Below are 19,004 nucleotides of genomic sequence, written 5' to 3'. Positions count from 1 at the left end.
GGGCAGACCACCCGGCCGGTGGTCTTGTAGGAGTAGGGTTTTGTGACGTGCGTCGCGCAAAGATCGTTTGTACGCTCGGCCCGGCTACGGCCGCCCCTGAGCGCATCCTGGAACTCGTCCAAGCAGGCATGGACGTCGCTCGGCTGAACCTCAGCCACGGCGCCCACGCCGAGCATGAGCGCATCTACCACCGGATTCGCGCTGCAGCGGAGGAGACCGGCCAAAACGTCGGCATCCTCGTCGACCTGCAGGGCCCGAAGATCCGGCTGGCCGAGTTCGCCGAAGGCAAGGTCACCTTGACCTACGGCGAGCGCTTCACCATCACCACCCGGGAGGTCGCCGGGGACGTCACCATCTGCGGTACGACGTACGACGGGCTGCCCGGCGACGTGAAGGCGGGCGATCAGTTGCTGATCGACGACGGCCGGATCGGACTGGTCGCCGAGGAGGTGACCGAGACCGACGTGATCTGCCGGGTCACCGTCGGCGGGCCGGTGTCGAACCACAAGGGCATCAACCTGCCGGGTGTCGCGGTGAGCGTGCCGGCGCTGTCGGAGAAGGACGTCGAGGACCTGCGCTGGGCCCTGCACCTGCCGGCCGACATGATCGCGCTGTCGTTCGTCCGGGACGCCTCCGACATCCAGCTCGTGCACAAGATCATGGAAGAGGAAGGTCACCGGGTGCCGGTGATCGCCAAGATCGAGAAGCCGCAGGCGGTCGCCAACCTGGACGAGATCATCGAGGCCTTCGACGGCTTCATGGTCGCCCGCGGTGACCTCGGCGTGGAGCTCCCGCTGGAGGAGGTCCCGCTGGTGCAGAAGCTGATCATCGACCAGGCCCGGCTGAACGCCAAGCCGGTGATCGTCGCCACCCAGATGCTGGAGTCGATGATCTCCGCGCCGCGGCCGACCCGGGCCGAGGCCTCCGACGTCGCCAACGCGGTCCTCGACGGCGCCGACGCGGTGATGCTGTCCGGCGAGACCAGTGTCGGCCGGTTCCCGATCGAGACCGTGAAGACGATGGCGCGGATCGTCGCGTCCACCGAGCAGCACGGGCTCAGCCGGGTCAAGGAGATCGAGTGGGAGCCGCGCACCAAGGGCGGCGTGATCGCCAAGGCGGCCGCGGACGTGGCCGACCGGATGGAGGCGAAGTACCTCGTCGCCTTCACCCAGAGCGGCGACACCGCGCTGCGCCTGGCCCGCTATCGCACGGAGATTCCGGTACTCGCGTTCACCCCCGTCCCGTCGGTCAGCTCCTGGCTGTCCGTCGTCTGGGGCATCGAGACCCACATCGTTCCCACGGTCCAGCACACCGACGACATGGTCCGCCAGGTCGACCAGCGCCTGCTGGAACTCGGCAAGCTCCAGAAGGGCGACCTGGTAGTCATCGTCGCCGGCTCCCCACCCAGCATCCCCGGCTCCACCAACGCCCTCCGAGTCCACCGCATGGGCGACGCCATCGGCGGCGCCGCCCCGGCGTACCGCGACTGAACCGAGCGCAGGCAGCTGCCGGGCTCCAAGGCAAAGACAAGATTATTCAAGAACAAAGAGCCAAGAGTGATTAGCTGTGGTTGAGGCGGGCGATCAGATGATCGCCCGCCTCAACCACGCTCGGTCCCTGGCAGCACCTCGAAACACAGAACAGAACAGAACCGAGAGAAGAGCATTAGAGATGACTACGGCTGAGGTCGGCAGTCAGCCTCCATCGCTGACGTACATAACAAACGGTCGCGCGTAAGGACCCATGGGCGGCCAGTCACGGAGAGTGGCGGGACTCACTGGTCAGCGACGACGGACGAATATCCGCGAGAGAGATGAGCCTCGATCCCACGGGCTCGAGGCTTATTGATATGAGAATGTGCCCTGGGTGGGACTCGAACCCACACTGGATGCTGTTTGAGAGCACGGCCTCTGCCGATTGGGCTACCAGGGCGTTCCGTCGAAGATCCTAGCCCATTGGTTGGCCAGATGTGCGCCACGGGCTGGCGTTTCGCACTGGCGGACTGTTCCTAGGATACCGATACCGACTGTGAGCATCCTCTTGTTTTCTTGAGGTTCTGGCAGATCCTGCGGAGGCCGGAAGATGTCGGTGGTGGCTGCCAGAGTGGCGCCATGCCTCGCTTCCGATCGCAGGAGACCGTCGCGTCGGCGCTCCGGATGTCTGACGAAGGAGTCAGCGATCGGGTGAATGCACAGATCCATGAAGTCGCCATCAAGACGATCCGCAAGTGGCGGCGGCTCTATCAGCGGCAGGGCCTTCCTCGCCTCGGCAGCGGGTACCCACCGACACCCTGCCCGCGCTGCGACGCTGCGGTCCTCGATGGGTCGGCCTACGCCCATCTCTTGGGCTGGTACCTGGGAGATGGGCACATAGCCCTCGGCAGGCGCGGCGTTTATGTGCTCTCTATCTCCAACGATCCGAAGTATCCGGATCTCAACCAGCAGATCGCGGCCACGATGAAGTTGGTCAAGCCGACGGGCAGCCCCTGCTTTCGCAGTGGCCCAGCAACTCGGGTAGAGGTGAGATGGAAGCACTGGCCCTGCCTGTTTCCTCAGCACGGGGTGGGGCGCAAGCATCTACGCAAGATCGAATTGGAACCTTGGCAGCGGGAGATCGTTGCCAAGCACCCCGAACAGCTGCTGCGCGGCCTGTTCCACTCGGATGGCTGCCGCGTCAAGAACTGGACTTCCCGGGAACTCGCGAGCGGGGAGGTCAAGCGCTACGAGTACCTGCGGTATGTCTTCGCCAACGAATCCGAGGACATCATCCGGATCCTGACGGAGACTCTCGATCTGCTGGCCATCCCCTGGCGGCGGCCGCGGTGGAACATGGTTGCCGTCAGCCGGAAGGGCGGGGTTGAGGCGTTGGACCGGTTTGTGGGGCCCAAGGGCTGAGTGGGATGGGTCGGGGGAGGAGTGGGATCGATATGGTGAGCGGGTGAATGCTAAGCGGGTGGTGATTGCTGAGGACGAGGCTTTGATCCGGATGGATCTGGCGGAGATGTTGGCGGAGGAGGGGTACGACGTCGTCGGGCAGGCGGGGGACGGGGAGGAAGCCATTCGGCTGGCGACGTTGCATCGGCCGGATCTGGTGATTCTCGACGTCAAGATGCCGAAGCTCGACGGGCTCAGTGCGGCGGAGAAGATCGCCGGGGAGCGGATCGCGCCGGTGCTGATGCTGACCGCGTTCTCGCAGCGGGAACTGGTCGAGCGGGCCCGCGACGCCGGCGCCATGGCTTACCTGGTGAAACCGTTCTCCAAGGCCGACCTGCTGCCGGCGATCGAGATCGCCGCCTCCCGGTACGTCGAACTGGCCGAACTGGAGCGCGAGGTGGCCGATCTCGCCGAGCGGCTGGAGACCCGCAAGCTGGTGGATCGGGCCAAGTCGGTGCTGCAGACCAAGTTCGGTTTGTCCGAACCGGACTCGTTCCGGTGGATCCAGAAAACCGCCATGGATAAAAGAGTTTCCATGCGTCAGGTGGCCGAGTTGGTTGTTGACGAGGCGGGTAGTGACGGCTGAGTCACTCTCTGCTCGGCCCTTCTGAGCCTGAACCAGGCTTAAACAGTTGTCACCCAGTCCCATGGTGCTTACGGGGGTAACGACCTCACAACACACGCTGGGTCACGTTCGCTTGGAGAGCTCCAAGAGGTCTAACCTGCGGGTGCTCGCGGCATTCGCGGGAGTCCGGGGGTTTGCTCGGACTATCCAGACATGGGAGGAACAGTGCACCAGCGTTCCGTAGTACGGGTCGGCGCGTCGCTGATCGTTGCGTCGTTGGCCCTGACTGCCTGCGGTTCACGCAGCAACGACGAGGGTGGGGGCAACTCCGGCGAAGCGACGAAGACCGCCAAGATCGGCGTCATCGCTCCTCTGTCAGGGGACTTGTCAGCGTTGGGTCTGGGTATCCAGCACTCGGTCGAGCTGGCCGTGAAGCAGGCCAACGACTCCAACGCCATCCCGGGCTGGAAGCTCGAGGTCTCTGCGCAGGACGACGAGGCCAAGCCGGACGTCGGCAAGAACGCGGCCACCGCGCTCGCCTCCGACGCCGACGTGATCGGTGTCGTCGGCACCCTGAACACCAGCGTGAGCCAGCAGGTTCAGCCGGTGCTCGCGCCGAAGAACATCGTCCAGGTGTCGCCGGCCAACACCGGCCCCGGTCTGACCCAGGGCGCCGACTGGCAGAAGAACCCGAAGCGGCCGTACCCGACGTACTTCCGCACCTGCACCACGGACGCGGTCCAGGGCCCGTTCGCGGCGCGTTACCTGTACGAGACGGCCAAGATCACCAAGGTCGCCACGATCCACGACAAGAAGGCGTACGGCCAGGGCCTGGTCGGCACCTTCACCGAGGAGTTCAAGAAGCTGGGCGGTACGGTCGTCGCGGCCGAGACCATCAACCCGGACGACTCGAACTACCAGGCGGTCGTCTCGGCGGTCAAGCCGTCGGCTCCGCAGGCTGTGTACTACGGCGGTGAGTACCCGCAGGCCGGGCCGCTCTCGCAGCAGATGAAGGCCGCCGGCCTGAACGTCCCGCTGATGGGCGGCGACGGCATCTACGACCCGAAGTACATCCAGCTCGGTGGCAAGACCGCCGCTGGTGACCTCGCCACCTCCGTCGGTGCGCCGGTGGACACGCTGGCCTCGGCCAAGAAGTTCGTCGAGGACTACAACGCGGGCGGCTTCAAGGAGCCCTACGCGGCGTACGGCGGTTACTCCTACGACGCGGCGAACGCGATCATCAACGCCCTGAAGGAGTCGCTGAAGGACGCCAAGGACGTCGAGTCCGCGCGTCAGGCCACCGTCGACGCGCTCGGCAAGGTCAGCTTCGACGGCGTCACCGGCAAGGTCGCCTTCGACCAGTACGGTGACACGACCTCCAAGGTCCTGACCGTCTACAAGGTCGACGGCACCAAGTGGTCGACCGTGGAGACCAAGGACTTCGAGACCAAGTAGTCGACCTCATGACCCCGGGGGTGGGACGTCACGCCGTCCCACCCCCGTGGCATGTCGAAAACTGACATAGTTGGGAGGTCGACGTGGACCAGTTCATTCAACAGCTCGTGAACGGGCTGACTCTCGGATCGCTGTACGCACTGATCGCGGTCGGGTACACCGTCGTCTACGGCATCGTGCAGCTCATCAACTTCGCCCACGGCGAGGTCTTCATGATCGGTGCGTTCGGCGCACTGACGACGTATCTGTTGTTCTTCGACGGTCAGACCGGCGTGTGGATCCTGCCGCTGATGATCGTCGGCGCGATGATCGCCTCGGTGGGAACCGCGGTGCTGATGGAACGTGTCGCGTACCGTCCCCTGCGGAACGCGCCACGCCTCGCACCGCTGATCACCGCGATCGGTATCTCGGTCTTCCTGCAGGAGTTCATCCGGATCTTCTACGAACGTCCGGGCTGGACCGTGCCGGTGATGGCCGCACTCGCGCTCGGCGTGGCCTACCTGGTCGGCGCCGGTCTGACGACAGTGCCGCTCAACCACCCGATCACCAAGTGGCGTGACCGGGCGCCCCTGATCACCGCCGGCGCTGTCGCGCTGCTGGTCTGGGTCATCGCCCGGCTGGCCGCACGTGACGTGTCGGTCGTGGTCTCCGCGGGCGTCGTGGTCGGTGGCATCGTGCTCGGTACCGCGATCGGCTTCCTGGTGGCTCGGTTCACCGGCGGCGCCGGCCGCGCCCAGGAGTTGGTCAAGGCGCTGGCCGCGATCACCGCGGTCGCGACGGTGCTGCTGGAGATCTCGTGGCTGGTCTACAAGGAACTGCTCGCCACGATCGAGTGGCCGAGCGCGAAGCAGCGGATCCCGTTCCCGCAGCTCGACGTGGTCAGCGGCCAGGCGCTCCAGGCCGGCGGCGTCACTATCCAGCGCTCGGCGATCTTCACGGTCGTCGCGCTGGTGGTGTGTGCGGCCCTGCTGTGGTACTTCATCAACCGGACCAGGCTCGGCCGCGGCATGCAGGCGGTGTCGCAGGATCCTGACACCGCCCGGCTGATGGGCATCAACGTCGACCGCATCATCGTGGTCGCGTTCGCGCTCGGCGCGGCACTCGCCGCGGTGGCCGGTATCTCGCAGGGCCTGCAGAACAACAACATCGAGTTCCGGATGGGATTCCTGGCCGGTCTGAAGGCGTTCACCGCCGCGGTGCTGGGCGGTATCGGCAACATCCAGGGCGCCATCGTCGGTGGCCTGGTGCTCGGCATCGTGGAGGCGCTGGCCACGCAGTACATCCCGGGTCAGTTCGGTGGTAGTTCCTGGAAGGACGTCTGGGCCTTCGCCATCCTGATCCTGGTGCTGGTCTTCCGGCCGCAAGGTCTTCTCGGAGCAAGGGTGGTGGACCGCGCATGAGCGAACAGCCGACAACGCGGACGAGCACGAACACCGCCGGTTGGCCGCTCGGCCTGGCCGGGGTCGCGCTGGTCATCATCGGATCGTTCCTGTCCTGGAGCTTCGACGCTTCGATCCTCGGCGACCTGTCGATCAACCTCTATCCCGGCTCGCTGCAGATCCTCGCGATCATCCTCGCGGTGCTCGCCCTGATCCTGCTGCTGGCCGAGAAGGGCCCGCTGCAGAGCCGGCTCGGCCAGTGGCTGGACGCCACCCTCGGCCTGCGGGCGCTCGGCATCATGCTGACCGTCTACATGGTGCTGGTGCTGATCGCGATCAGCGTCGAGTCCGACGGCCTGATCAACGTCAACCCGGGTGGCTACGTCAGCCTCGTGGGTGCGCTGCTGATCCTGGTCAGCTCCCGGCTGCTGCCGCTGCGGCAGTTGCACGACCTCAGCAGGGCGAGGCTGCCCGGCTGGTTCGAGATCCTCGCTATCGCGCTGATGATGGCGGCGGTCCTTTTCGGCGCGGCGTACGCGCTGGGCCTGACCGACGCCTGGTCGTTCGTGCTGTGCCTGGTCTTCATCGCCGGCGTGATCGCGGCCTTGTTCCGGACCGGCACGATGAGCTGGTTCGGCCACGTCGCGCAGCGGCACAAGAAGGTGCTCACGCTGGCCGCCTTCGTGGTGGCGTTCTTCTTCCCGTTCACCCAGGGCGGGTCGGACGCGAACATGTCGATCGCCACCCAGGTGCTGATCTTCGCGGCCACCGCGATGGGTCTGAACATCGTGGTCGGCCTGGCCGGCCTGCTCGACCTCGGCTACATCGCCTTCCTCGGCTCCGGTGCGTACGTCGCCGCGATGTTGTCGGAGTCGGCGTTCGCGACGATCGACTGGCACCCGCCGTTCCCGGTGGTCGTGCTGATCGGCGCCTGCGTGGCGGCGACGCTGGGCCTCATCATCGGTTCGCCGACACTGCGGGTCTCGGGTGACTACCTGGCCATCGTGACACTGGGCTTCGGTGAGATCTTCCGGCTGGCGATGTTCAACCTGGACGGCATCAACGGTCCGCTGCTGACCAACGGCCCGAACGGCATCCCCGGCATCCCGGAACTGCAGATCGGCAACTTCAACTTCGGTGACGAGCACACTGTCGCCGGGCTGGAGCTCGGGCGGTTCTCGAACTACTACTTCCTGCTGCTGATCCTGATCGGCTTCGTCATCCTGGTCTTCGCCCGGCTGAACGACAGCCGGATCGGCCGCGGCTGGGTCGCCATCCGCGAGGACGAGAAGGCCGCCGAGGCGATGGGCGTGAACGTCTTCGGCCTGAAGCTGCTGGCGTTCGCGATCGGTGCGTTCCTGGCCGGTCTGGCCGGCACCATCAAGGCCCACCAGGACGTTGCCGTCAGCCCCGACCAGTACATCTTCCTGGAGTCGGCGTTCCTGCTCGCGGCGATCGTGCTGGGCGGAATGGGAACCATCGCCGGTGTGTTGCTCGGTGCAACGATCCTGAAGCTGCTGCCGGAGAAGCTGCGGTTCTTCTCGGAGTACCGGCTGCTGCTGTTCGGTCTGCTGCTGGTGCTGATGATGCGGTTCCGGCCCGAGGGCCTGGTGGCCAGCAGGCGCCGGCAGTTGGAGTTCCACGAAGAGGACGAGGAGCTCGCGGTGGCCATCGAGAGCGAACTGGTCGAGGAGGCGAAATGACCGTCACGGACGAAGTACGCCGCCCGGCTGCGACGGCCGGCGATCCGGTCCTGGAGGCCTCCGGCGTGACCATGCGGTTCGGTGGTCTGCTGGCGGTCAACGAGGTGAACCTGACCGTCCGCGAGGGCGAGATCGTCGGCCTGATCGGCCCGAACGGGGCCGGCAAGACGACCTTCTTCAACTGCCTGACCGGGCTCTACAAGCCGACCAGCGGTCAGGTCCGGTTCGCCAGCGCCCCGAAGGCGCCGGCGGAGGGATCGCGGCAGGCGAAGAAGGCTGCCAAGGAGAAGGCCGCCAAGGACGCGGCCGACGCGGCGGCGGGCACGGTCGAGCTCAAGCAGCCGACCGGAGTACTGCGGCCGCTGCCGCCCAAGCCGCGGGCCGTGGTCCGGGCCGGGATGGCCCGGACGTTCCAGAACATCCGGTTGTTCGCGAACATGACGGCGCTGGAGAACGTGATGGTGGGCCGGTACTGCCGGACCTCCTCGGGCGCCCTCACCTCCGTACTGCGGGGGCCCAAGTTCCGCCGCGAGGAGGAAGCCACCCGGGCCCGGGCCCAGGAGTTGCTGGAGTTCGTCGGGCTCGGCAAGTCGACCGAGCACCTGGCCCGGAACATGCCGTACGGCGACCAGCGGCGGCTGGAGATCGCCCGGGCACTGGCCACCGACCCGAAGCTCATCCTGCTGGACGAGCCGACGGCCGGCATGAACCCGCAGGAGACCAAGCAGGCCAGTGACCTGATCTTCAAGATCCGGGACTCGGGCCTGTCCGTGGTCGTGATCGAGCACGACATGCGCTTCATCTTCAACCTGTGCGACCGGGTGCTCTGCCTGGTCCGCGGGGAGGCCCTGATCGAGGGCACTCCGGCTGAGGTGCAGTCGGACCCGCGGGTGATCGAGGCCTACATCGGTACCGGCGAGGACGACGACGAGGTCGCCCCGGGCGATGCCCACGTCCAGGACACCACGGTCGCCGAGCAGGAGGACAAGTCATGACCGCGATGCTCGAGGTCAAGGACCTGGAGGTTGCCTACGGCAAGATCGTGGCCGTCAAGAAGATCAGCTTCTCGGTCGAGCAGGGCCAGGTCGTCTCGCTGATCGGCACCAACGGTGCCGGCAAGACGACCACGCTGCGGACCATCTCGGGGCTGCTCCGGCCGACCCACGGCCAGATCCTGTTCCAGGGTCAGCGGATCGACCGGACCCCGGCGCACGACATCGTCTCGATGGGTCTGGCGCACTCCCCGGAGGGCCGGCGGATCTTCCCCCGGCTGTCGGTGGAGGAGAACCTGCTGCTCGGCGCGTTCGCCCGCAACGACCACGCGGCGATCCGCAAGGACCTGCAGGCGGCGTACGACCTGTTCCCGATCCTGGGGGAGCGGCGTCGACAGCCGTCCGGCACCTTCTCCGGCGGTGAGCAGCAGATGCTGGCGATGGGCCGGGCGATGATGAGCAAGCCCAAGCTGCTGATGCTGGACGAGCCGTCGATGGGGCTGTCGCCGATCATGATGAAGCGGATCATGTCGACGGTCACCGAGTTGCAGAAGCAGGGCACCACGATCCTGCTGGTCGAGCAGAACGCCCAGGCCGCCCTGAAGCGGGCGGACTTCGGCTACGTGCTGGAGGTCGGCAAGATCGTGCTGTCCGGCACCGGTCGCGACCTGCTCACCAACGACGAGGTCCGCAAGGCCTACCTCGGCGAGGACTGAACAACCGCAGTACCTCGAGAAGCCCGGTCCAGCTGGACCGGGCTTCTTGCTGTCGGCAACCGGTCAGTTGCGGATGACAACGAGCAGCTGGACCAGCAGGGGGGCCACGATCAGGGCGGGCAGCAGGTCGGCGACGGCGATCTGCTTGATCTTGAGCAGCCGGAGGGCCACGCCGATCAGCAGCAGGCCGCCAGTGGCCCCCAGAGCGGTCACGTGCGCCTCGGGCAGTACGTCGCCGAGCAGTGCCCCGACAGCCGTCATCAGACCCTGCACAACCAGTACTACGAGCGCCGACGCCGCCACGCCCCAGCCCAGTGACGCGGCGAAGGCGATCGAGGCGAAGCCGTCCAGGACCGACTTGAGGAAGAGTTGGTCCGCGCCCCGGCCGAGCCCGTCCGACAGCGCGCCCAGGAACGTCAGCGGGCCGACGCAGAACACCATCGACGCGCTGACGAACCCCTCCACGAAGGTGCTCTCGTTGTCGCCGCGGCTGAACCGGTGCTGCATCCAGGCGCCGAGGCCCTCCAGCCGCTGCTCGAACCGCAGCAGCGAGCCGGTGATGCCGCCGATCAGCATCGCGCCGAGCACGATCAGCACCGGGGCGCTGTCGCCGACCGCGCCGGACAGGACGGCGTCGCCCACCGTCAGTGCCGAGGTGATCGCGATCAGCAGTGTCACCAGGCCGAGCGCGTCGGTAACCAGGTCGCGGGTCCGGTGACTCAGACGGTGTCCGATGAGTACCCCGAGTACCGACCCCGCGAGCACCGTCGCGACGTTCACGACGGTTCCGATTCCGATGATCAAACCAGGTCTCCGATCGCCGGCCGTGACGACCGGTAGGACTGTGGTGAAGTGGGCGGGTCGTCGCTTTGCAACGGACCCTTCAAGCCCTACTGTTGCGCGGGGGATGAGCGTATCCGCTCGTTCTGTTCACCTCGGGGGTGGATCAGAATCTAGGAGGGCCGACGTGGCACCAGCCATCGAGGTGCGCGACGCCCGTCCCGACGACGCCGACGCATTGGTGACGCTGTGGCGCGACATGGCCGTGGGTGCCGGGCATCAGTCCCGGTTGCTGGCCGCGCCGTCCGTGGAGTCGGCTCGCGCTTCCGTGGCCGGGCATCAGGACGACCGGTGCGGTCGCCTGATCGTGGGGGAGATCGACGGCAGGCTTGGCGGGATGGCCTATCTGCGGCAGGCGCCGATCAGCCCGCTGCACGACGAGGTCACCGTGACGGTGGAGTATCTGCACGTCAGTGATCACGCCCGACGGCACGGACTGGGCAAGGCACTGATCGCCGAGGCAGCGGCCTGGGCCGAGCACGAGAACTGCCCGCATCTGGCCGTCCTCGCCCCGCCGGTCGCGCGCGAGGCGAACAGGTTCCTTGCGCGGTTGGGACTCGGCCAGGCAGGCGTGGTGCGGTTCGCGAGCACCCACACCGTACGACGCCGGCTGGCGGCTGAGCACGCGCCGAATCTGCTGGCTCTGCTGTCGTCCCGGCGTTCGGTGATCGCCCGCCGGGCCCAACTGGCCCGCTCTCCGCTGCCCGAAGACCTGCAGCATGACGAACTGCGGCACGACGACCCGCAGTACGGGGAGCTCAGGCTCCCGGCGGCGCCTGAATCAACTGGCACGTGATCCGCGCGGTGCAGACCCGCTTGTCCCGCTCGTCGGTGATGACGATCTCGTACGACGTGGTCGTGCGGCCCAGGTAGATCGGCGTGGCCACGCCGGTGACGACGCCTTCGCGGACGGCCCGGTGGTGGGTGGCGTTGATGTCCACGCCGACCGCGACCTTGCCGTAGGCGGCGGCGTGCAACGCCGAACCGATGGAGCCGAGGCTCTCCGCCAGCACGCAGGACGCGCCACCGTGCAACAGCCCGTAGGGCTGGACGTTGCCCTTCACCGGCATCGTGGCGACCACCCGCTCCGGCGCTGCCTCGGTGACGACGATGCCCATCAACTCCAGCAGCGTGTTCTCGGTCGACATCCCCGGCGGCAGCTCGGCGGCGGTCTTCTCATCACTCATGGCAGAAGGCTACGTGAGCCTGTGCGCGGGGGTGCCAGAACTGTCGGCGGGACCCACTAGAGTCGGTACGTGGCTCCTGAAACAGACTCCTCGACGATGACCAAGGACCCGGGCACGGTGACAGACGGTGGTAGCACCGCCCGGCCGCGGATCCTGCTGCTGGACGGGCACTCGCTCGCCTACCGGGCGTTCTACGCGCTGCCGGTGGAGAACTTCTCCACCACCACGGGTCAGCACACCAACGCGGTGTACGGGTTCACCTCGATGCTGATCAACATGCTCCGCGACGAGCAGCCGACCCACATCTGCGTGGCCTTCGACGTGTCCCGCAAGACCTTCCGCTCCGAGCAGTACACGGAGTACAAGGCCGGCCGGTCGAAGTCGCCGGACGAGTTCAAGGGGCAGGTCTCGCTGGTCAAGGAGGTGCTGGAGGCACTGCGGATCCCGACCACCGAGATCGACGGGTGGGAGGCCGACGACATCATCGCCACGCTGGCGACGCAGGCCGACGAGCAGGGCTTCGAGGTGCTGATCAGCTCCGGCGACCGGGACGCGTTCCAGTTGGTCAACGACAACGTCACCGTGCTCTACCCCAAGCGTGGCGTGTCCGAGATCGCCCGGATGGACCCGGCGGCGGTCGAGGCGAAGTACGGCATCCCGCCTCGCCTGTATCCCGACCTGGCGGCGCTGGTGGGGGAGAAGAGCGACAACCTGCCCGGGGTTCCGGGCGTCGGTGACAAGACCGCGGCGAAATGGCTGAACCAGTTCGGTTCGCTGAACGACGTGATCGACCGGGTGAACGAGATCAAGGGCAAGGCCGGCGAGTCGCTGCGCGAACACCTGTCCGACGTGATCCGGAACCGGCAGATCAACGAGTTGGTCCGCGACCTGACGCTGGACGTGTCCGTCGACGACCTGGTCCGGCACCCTTGGGACCGGGACAAGGTGCACACGCTGTTCGACAGCCTGGAGTTCCGCGTCCTGCGCGAGCGGCTGGTCGCCGAGCACGAGCAGGTCGAGGAGACGATCGAGGAGGGCTTCGACCTTCAGGGCAGCCAGCTGAAGCCCGGTGAGGTCGCCGCCTGGATCAAGGAGCACGTGTCGACCGGCGCGCGCACCGGCGTCGCAGTACAGGGCAGTTGGGGGCGTGGGACGGGCGAGATCACCGGCCTCGCGCTGGCGACGTCGACGGGTGCGGCCGCGTGGTTCGACCCGGCCGCGTTGACCCCGGACGACGACGCGGCCTGGCAGGCCTGGCTGGCCGACCCGGAGCAGCCGAAGGCGCTGCACGACGCGAAGGGTCCGCTGCTCGGTTTCCTCGAGCGCGGCTGGTCGCTCGGCGGGCTCACCTCCGACACCCAGCTGAGTGCGTACCTGGTCCGCCCGGACCAGCGGTCGTACGACCTGGCCGACCTCACCGTGCGCTACCTGAAGCGTGAGCTGCGGACCGAGGAGGCCGACAACGGCCAGCTCAGTTTCGACGACATCGAGGGCGGTCCGGCCGCGGACGCGACGATGCTGCGCGCCCGCGCGATCGCCGACCTGGCCGACACGCTGGACGCCGAGCTGGAGAAACAAGCCGGTACGACGCTGCTGGCCGAGGTCGAACTGCCGCTGATCGACGTGATCGCGGCGATCGAGCGGGACGGGATCGCCGTCGACCGGGCGTACCTGGAAGAGCTCGAGGAGCGCTTCGCGACCGGAGTGCGGGACGCGGCCACCTCGGCGTACGAGGTGATCGGCAAGGAGATCAACCTCGGCTCGCCGAAGCAGTTGCAGGTGGTGCTCTTCGACGAGCTGCAGATGCCGAAGACCAAGCGCACCAAGACCGGGTACACGACCGACGCGGACTCGCTGCAGTCCCTGTTCGAGAAGACCGAGCACCCGTTCCTGGCGTACCTGTTGGCGCACCGCGACGCGACCCGGCTGCGGCAGACGGTCGAGGGACTGCTGAAGACGATCAGCCCGAAGGACGCCCGGATCCACACCACCTTCAACCAGACGATCGCGGCCACCGGGCGGCTCAGCTCGACCGACCCGAACCTGCAGAACATCCCGATCCGGACCGAGGAGGGCCGCCGGATCCGCGAGGCGTTCGTCGTCGGCGACGGGTTCGAGGCGTTGATGTCGGCGGACTACAGCCAGATCGAGATGCGGATCATGGCGCACGTGTCCGAGGACGAGGGCCTGATCAGCGCGTTCAACTCCGGCGAGGACTTCCACTCGGTGACGGCCGCGCGGGTCTTCTCGGTGCAGCCCGGCGAGGTGACGCAGGAGATGCGCGCCAAGATCAAGGCGATGAACTACGGCCTGGCGTACGGCCTGTCGGCGTACGGGCTGAGCCAGCAGCTGAAGATCGGCGTGGACGAGGCGAAGGGCTTGATGGACGAGTACTTCGAGCGCTTCGGCGGCGTCCGCGACTACCTGCGCAGCATCGTGCTGGAGGCCGGCAAGAGCGGCTACACCGAGACGATCCTCGGCCGCCGGCGGTACCTGCCCGACCTGACCAGTGACAACCGGCAGCGGCGCGAGATGGCCGAGCGGATGGCGCTGAACGCCCCGATCCAGGGTTCGGCCGCGGACGTGATCAAGATGGCGATGCTCAAGGTGGACGCCTCGCTGCGCTCCTCCGGCCTGAAGTCACGGATGCTGCTCCAGGTCCACGACGAACTGGTCTTCGAGATCGCCCCGGGCGAGCGTGAGCCACTCGAGGAACTGGTCCGCCGCGACATGGGCAACGCCGTCGAGATGGCCGTCCCCCTCGACGTCTCAGTAGGCGTAGGCCGCACCTGGCACGAAGCCGCCCACTGAACCCAGCTCCTCACGTAGTCAGCCAGATGCCTCGGGTGTCTGGCTGACTACGTCAGCGGGTGAACAGCGGTTGGTCGGTGGGATTCTGGGCGTTCGAGATGCAGTCGAGTTCGCGGGGAGCGAGGTCTGCCGGCAAGTCCGTCAGCGGGAACCACGCGACTTCCAGTGACTCGTCGTCGTTGACGCGGGCGGTGCCGGTGAGGTGGCGGCAGCGGAAGCAGAGGTCGAGGAACTGGACCCGGTCGCCGTTGGGGTAGGCGCCGGGTGGGAGGGCTTCGATGCTGACCAGGCGGACGATCTCGGCCCCGACGGCGGTCTCCTCCTGGATCTCCCGGAGTAGCGCGATCGCGGGCTGCTCGCCGGGCTCCAGAATCCCGGCGGGGAGGGACCAGCGGCCGTTGTCGGCCCGGCGTACGAGCAGGACTTGTTCCTCGTCGTTCAGGACGACGCCGGTGATGCCGGTGAGCCAGAGCAGGTCGTGGCCGACCTTCTCACGCAGGTCGAGGATGAACTTCGGAGTCGGCATGCGGCAACCCTAGCCACCGCGCAAGAAACCGCTGTCGGCAACGCAAGACAGCAAGCGCTTTCCCGAAAGCGCCGGACGGTGATCGGCCGATCTCGGTCAGCAATCGTTCCCTCGCCGTTCGCCCTTCCGTAGAGAAACGTCCTGTGCCATTCTGCCGAATCAAGGATCCGAGATCCTATCGGATATCTCATCGTTTGCATCAGGAGGCGGGATGCATGAAGACCTGAGACCAGCCGAGCTGAAGCGGCGGTCGTTCGTCGCCGGAGCGCTCGGGATCGCCGCGACAGCGGGAGGTAGCGGACTCCTGAGTGGGTGCAGTTCCGGCGAGGCCACGGCCGAGGCGTCGGCCGAGACCCTCAACGCGCCGTCTGTCCAGCTCGCGCCACCGAAGACCGGCATCAACTACCCACCCGGATATATCGGCCCGGTGGCGCGCCGGCAGACCGCGATCGTCAACGAGCCGGTCACTTTCACCGTGGTCGTGCCGCAGAACCTGACCGTCGGGGACTGGTCCAAGAACGAGTTCACCCGCTGGATGGAGCAGCAGACCGGGATCAGGATCCAGTTCCGCCAGGTGGCCGGCACCGGTGACGATCCCGAGACGATGACGAAGGTCAACGCGATGATGGCGGCCGGCGACATCCCGGACGCCTTCCTCGGGATCAGTTTCACCCGCTCCCAGCTCTACCTGTACGGCGCGCAGAACCTCTTCGTCGACCTGACGCCGTACCTGGACAAGTACGCGCCGAACCTGCAGGAAGCGATGCAGGACTATCCCCAGGCGCGCAAGCTGATGGTGTCGCCGGACAAGGGCATCTACAGCTTCCCCGACATCAACGACTGCTACCACTGCCGCGCCTCGAACGGCCGGACCCTGCTGAACTCCGAGTGGCTCCGCAAGGTCGGGCTGGCGACGCCGACGACGACGGACGAGTTCCGCGAGGTTCTGACGGCGTTCAAGAAGGCGGATCTCGGCGGCCGGGGCAAGACCATCCCGTTCGGCGGCTACAAGGACGCGCCGCTGGACACGTACTTCATGAACGCCTTCCTCTACAACCCCGGCGACCCCTGGCTGGTGGTCACCGACGGCAAGGTCGAGGCGACCTACGTCCAGGACGAGTGGCGCGAGGCGCTGAAGTACCTGCACGGCCTGTACGCCGACGGCCTGCTGGCCAAGGACATCTTCACCGCCACCGAAGACCAGATGAAGCGCTACGGCAACAGTCCGGGTGGCCCGATCCTCGGCGGCGCGCGGGCCTACTACTGGGGCTCGTTCCTGACGATCGACCAGGAGGATCCGAACGCGCGCTGGCACCAGTACGAGACGATGGCGCCACTCAAAGGCCCTGGCGGTGTCCAGTTCGCCGCGTGGGACTACCTCAAGGTCGGCGTCGAGGTGTCCACTCTCGTCATCACCCGCAAGTGCAAGCGGCCCGACCTGCTGGTCCGCTGGGCCGACTTCCAGCTCGACCTCGAAGTCGTACTGCGCTCGTACGCCGGCCCGGACTTCCGCTGGTCGGCCAAGGGTGACAAGGGCATCAACGGCAAGCAGTCCCTGTATGGATTCGACTCCACCTGGAACTCCGACTCCACCAAGGGCAAGACCTGGGACCAGTACGGCGTGATGTACCGGTCCGGGGACTTCCGGCTCGGCGAGCGGGTGAATCCCCGCAAGCCCACCTTCGAGTCGCCGCTGTACGAGCAGACCAGGGACCAACTCTTCGCGCACAAGCAGCCGATGGAGCGGCAGTTCCCGCCGGTCACCCTCGAGGCCGACCAGGCGGCGCAGGACGCGGAGATCGGCCTGAACCTCAAAGGCGAGGTGACCAGTTCGCTGGCCAAGTTCGTGACGGGCAAGCTCGACCCGAACGACGACGGCCAGTGGCGCGACTACACCGGGCGGATCCGCAAGATCGGGCTGGCTCCGTATCTGGACATCCAACAGGCCGCCTACGAGACCTACCAGGGGTGACGGGTATGTCGACCGCAACGTCAACCGCGCCACCGGGCACCGCTCCCGGTGCACCGGCTCCGGTCAAGGAGACCCGGTCCGACCGGATCGTGATGATCTGCAACTACACCGCTCTCGGGCTGTTCACGCTGGCCGTGCTGTATCCGCTGGTCTACGTGGCGAGCGCGTCGCTGAGCGATCCGAAGAACGTCGTGTCCGGTGAGGTCTGGCTGTGGCCGGTGGGCTTCAGCACCGAGGCGTTCAAGGCCGTCTTCGACTACGACTCGATCGTCAGCGGGTTCAGCAACTCGGTCATCTACGCAGGTGGTGGCGCACTGCTGGCCACCGTCCTGACCCTGCTCGCGGCGTATCCCCTGTCCAGGAAGGGATTACCGGGCAAGGGGCTGATCATGGCCCTGTTCGTGTTCACGATGATGTTCAACGGCGGCCTGATCCCGACGTACCTGGTGATCGATCGGGTCGGCCTGCTGAACACTCGCTGGGCGATCATCCTGCCGGCCGCGCTGGCGGTCTGGAACATGATCATCACCCGGACCTACTTCCAGTCCACCATCCCCGAGGAACTGGTGGAGGCCGCCAAGGTCGACGGCTGCACCGACTTCGGCTTCTTCTGGCGGATCGTGCTGCCGTTGAGCAAACCGATCATCGCGGTGAACCTGCTCTTCTACGCGGTGGCTCAGTGGAACTCCTGGTTCAACGCGCTGATCTACCTGACCAACGAGCATCTCTTCCCGCTGCAGATGGTGCTCCGCCAGATCCTGATCCAGAACAACTTCGACCCGTCCCAGGTCCGCGACACCGCCGAGCTGATCCGGATGAAGGAGTTGCAGGAGCAACTGAAGTTCTCGCTGATCGTGATCGCCACCATCCCACCCCTGCTGATCTACCCCTTCGTGCAGAAGCACTTCGTCAAGGGGGCCATGGTCGGCTCGTTGAAGGGCTGACTCCCATGGCCACGGACACTCTGGTACGACGTACGGTGGCCGGCGCGGGCGCCCGGCCGAAGCAGCAGGGGCTCGGGCTCGGCGGCCGGATGCGGCGCCACTGGCAGCTCTACGCGATGCTCGCGATCCCGCTGGTCTGGCTGGCGATCTTCGCCTACTGGCCGATGTACGGCGCGATCATCGCGTTCAAGGACTACAACGTGGTGGACGGGATCCTCGGCAGTCAGTGGGTCGGGTTCAAGCACTTCGAGCGGTTCGTCGAGTCGTACCAGTTCTGGCGGCTGATCAAGAACACGCTGATCCTGCACGTCTACGAACTGCTCGCCACCTTCTGGCTGCCGATCGTGCTGGCGCTCGGGCTGAACATGGCCCGCCGCCGCTGGTACCGCCGGTCGGTCCAGCTGATCACCTACGCGCCGCACTTCATCTCGACCGTGGTGGTGGTCGGCCTGATCGTGGTGATCGTCGACCCGAACAGCGGTGTCTTCAACCAGTTCCTGGGGCTGTTCGGGATCGGTCCGATCGATGTGCTGAGCAACCCGGACTACTTCCGCCATCTCTACGTCTGGTCCGGTGCGTGGCAGACGATGGGCTTCTCGGCGATCATCTACCTCGCCGCGCTGACCAGCGTCTCGCCCGAGTTGCACGAGGCGGCGATCGTGGACGGTGCGTCCAGGTTGCGCCGGGTCTGGCACATCGATCTGCCCGCCATCCGCCCGGTCGCCGTGATCCTGCTGATCCTGAACATCGGCTCGATCATGTCGGTCGGCTTCGAGAAGGTCCTGCTGCTGCAGAACACGCTGAACCTGCAGACCTCCGAGGTGCTCGACACCTACGTCTACAAGCTCGGCTTCGCCTCCCAGGTCCCGCAGTTCAGCTACGCGGCCGCGATCGGGCTGTTCCGTTCGCTGGTCGGGCTGATGCTGCTGGTCCTGGCCAACTCGATCGCCCGCAAGTTCGCCAAGTCCAGTCTCTGGTGAG

The 19,004-nt window shown here is 66.6% G+C and carries 16 protein-coding genes and 1 tRNA gene; 13 read left to right on the top strand and 4 right to left on the bottom strand.

All coding sequences use genetic code 11. The annotated features are described in order from the left end of the window. Window positions 1–47 precede the first annotated feature (47 nt). Entirely contained in the window at window positions 48–1,490 is a 1,443-nt protein-coding gene (gene pyk, locus ABD255_RS39185; protein ID WP_344221881.1) for a pyruvate kinase, read from the top strand. A gap of 368 nt (window positions 1,491–1,858) precedes the next feature. On the opposite strand, the gene ABD255_RS39180 is transcribed toward pyk, so the two are convergent. Continuing rightward, window positions 1,859–1,932 (bottom strand) — tRNA-Leu (locus ABD255_RS39180). A 251-nt stretch (window positions 1,933–2,183) separates the two neighbouring features. Between ABD255_RS39180 and ABD255_RS39175 the strand changes: the two genes are divergently transcribed. From ABD255_RS39175 to ABD255_RS39140, 7 genes are all read left to right on the top strand, one after another. Next, complete coding sequence (locus ABD255_RS39175) at window positions 2,184–2,894, top strand: transcriptional regulator (protein ID WP_344221880.1); 711 nt, start codon at window positions 2,184–2,186, stop codon at window positions 2,892–2,894. Between the two features lie 43 nt (window positions 2,895–2,937). Further along, window positions 2,938–3,519, top strand: coding sequence for an ANTAR domain-containing response regulator (locus ABD255_RS39170; RefSeq protein ID WP_344221879.1), 582 nt, complete (start codon window positions 2,938–2,940; stop codon window positions 3,517–3,519). A gap of 192 nt (window positions 3,520–3,711) precedes the next feature. After that, window positions 3,712–4,953, top strand: a complete 1,242-nt coding sequence (locus tag ABD255_RS39165) for a branched-chain amino acid ABC transporter substrate-binding protein (protein ID WP_344221878.1) — start codon at window positions 3,712–3,714, stop codon at window positions 4,951–4,953. A gap of 83 nt (window positions 4,954–5,036) precedes the next feature. Next, window positions 5,037–6,353 (top strand): branched-chain amino acid ABC transporter permease, encoded by a 1,317-nt coding sequence (locus ABD255_RS39155; RefSeq protein WP_425554641.1) that lies wholly within the window; start codon window positions 5,037–5,039, stop codon window positions 6,351–6,353. Further along, on the top strand, window positions 6,350–8,035 hold the full coding sequence (locus ABD255_RS39150; protein WP_344221877.1) for a branched-chain amino acid ABC transporter permease: 1,686 nt from the start codon (window positions 6,350–6,352) through the stop codon (window positions 8,033–8,035). Before ABD255_RS39155 ends, ABD255_RS39150 begins: the two co-directional genes overlap by 4 nt. Beyond that, window positions 8,032–9,030: an ABC transporter ATP-binding protein gene (locus ABD255_RS39145; RefSeq protein ID WP_344221876.1), complete on the top strand. Its 999-nt coding sequence runs from the start codon at window positions 8,032–8,034 to the stop codon at window positions 9,028–9,030. Before ABD255_RS39150 ends, ABD255_RS39145 begins: the two co-directional genes overlap by 4 nt. Beyond that, entirely contained in the window at window positions 9,027–9,743 is a 717-nt protein-coding gene (locus ABD255_RS39140) for an ABC transporter ATP-binding protein (protein WP_344221875.1), read from the top strand. Before ABD255_RS39145 ends, ABD255_RS39140 begins: the two co-directional genes overlap by 4 nt. Before the next feature lie 63 nt (window positions 9,744–9,806). On the opposite strand, the gene ABD255_RS39135 is transcribed toward ABD255_RS39140, so the two are convergent. Next, entirely contained in the window at window positions 9,807–10,547 is a 741-nt protein-coding gene (locus ABD255_RS39135; RefSeq protein WP_344221874.1) for a DUF554 domain-containing protein, read from the bottom strand. A 163-nt stretch (window positions 10,548–10,710) separates the two neighbouring features. On the opposite strand from ABD255_RS39135, the gene ABD255_RS39130 reads away from it, so the two are divergent. Next, complete coding sequence (locus ABD255_RS39130) at window positions 10,711–11,379, top strand: GNAT family N-acetyltransferase (RefSeq protein WP_344221873.1); 669 nt, start codon at window positions 10,711–10,713, stop codon at window positions 11,377–11,379. On the opposite strand, the gene ABD255_RS39125 is transcribed toward ABD255_RS39130, so the two are convergent. Then, window positions 11,342–11,770 (bottom strand): hotdog fold thioesterase, encoded by a 429-nt coding sequence (locus ABD255_RS39125; RefSeq protein WP_344221871.1) that lies wholly within the window; start codon window positions 11,768–11,770, stop codon window positions 11,342–11,344. The genes ABD255_RS39130 and ABD255_RS39125 overlap by 38 nt on opposite strands. Before the next feature lie 96 nt (window positions 11,771–11,866). On the opposite strand from ABD255_RS39125, the gene polA reads away from it, so the two are divergent. Further along, the gene (polA, locus tag ABD255_RS39120; protein WP_344221950.1) at window positions 11,867–14,581 is read left to right on the top strand and encodes a DNA polymerase I; all 2,715 of its coding nucleotides are present in this window, start codon (window positions 11,867–11,869) and stop codon (window positions 14,579–14,581) included. Window positions 14,582–14,633: 52 nt separating this feature from the next. Here polA and ABD255_RS39115 read toward each other — a convergent pair whose 3' ends face one another. Beyond that, entirely contained in the window at window positions 14,634–15,107 is a 474-nt protein-coding gene (locus ABD255_RS39115; protein WP_344221870.1) for an NUDIX hydrolase, read from the bottom strand. A gap of 211 nt (window positions 15,108–15,318) precedes the next feature. Between ABD255_RS39115 and ABD255_RS39110 the strand changes: the two genes are divergently transcribed. Genes ABD255_RS39110 through ABD255_RS39100 form a run of 3 tightly spaced genes read left to right on the top strand, consistent with a single transcriptional unit; the run spans window position 15,319 to window position 19,003 of the window. Then, the gene (locus ABD255_RS39110) at window positions 15,319–17,079 is read left to right on the top strand and encodes an extracellular solute-binding protein (protein ID WP_344221869.1); all 1,761 of its coding nucleotides are present in this window, start codon (window positions 15,319–15,321) and stop codon (window positions 17,077–17,079) included. Between the two features lie 5 nt (window positions 17,080–17,084). Continuing rightward, a complete protein-coding gene (locus ABD255_RS39105) occupies window positions 17,085–18,023 on the top strand; it encodes a carbohydrate ABC transporter permease (protein WP_344221868.1) in 939 nt (312 codons plus the stop codon). A gap of 5 nt (window positions 18,024–18,028) precedes the next feature. Beyond that, window positions 18,029–19,003 (top strand): ABC transporter permease, encoded by a 975-nt coding sequence (locus ABD255_RS39100; protein ID WP_344221867.1) that lies wholly within the window; start codon window positions 18,029–18,031, stop codon window positions 19,001–19,003. The last annotated feature ends 1 nt before the right edge of the window (window position 19,004 follow it).

The sequence above is a fragment of the Kribbella sancticallisti genome, assembly GCF_039530625.1.
GTDB classification, from domain to species: Bacteria; Actinomycetota; Actinomycetes; order Propionibacteriales; family Kribbellaceae; genus Kribbella; species Kribbella sancticallisti.
This window is presented reverse-complemented; position numbering and strand designations above follow the sequence as displayed.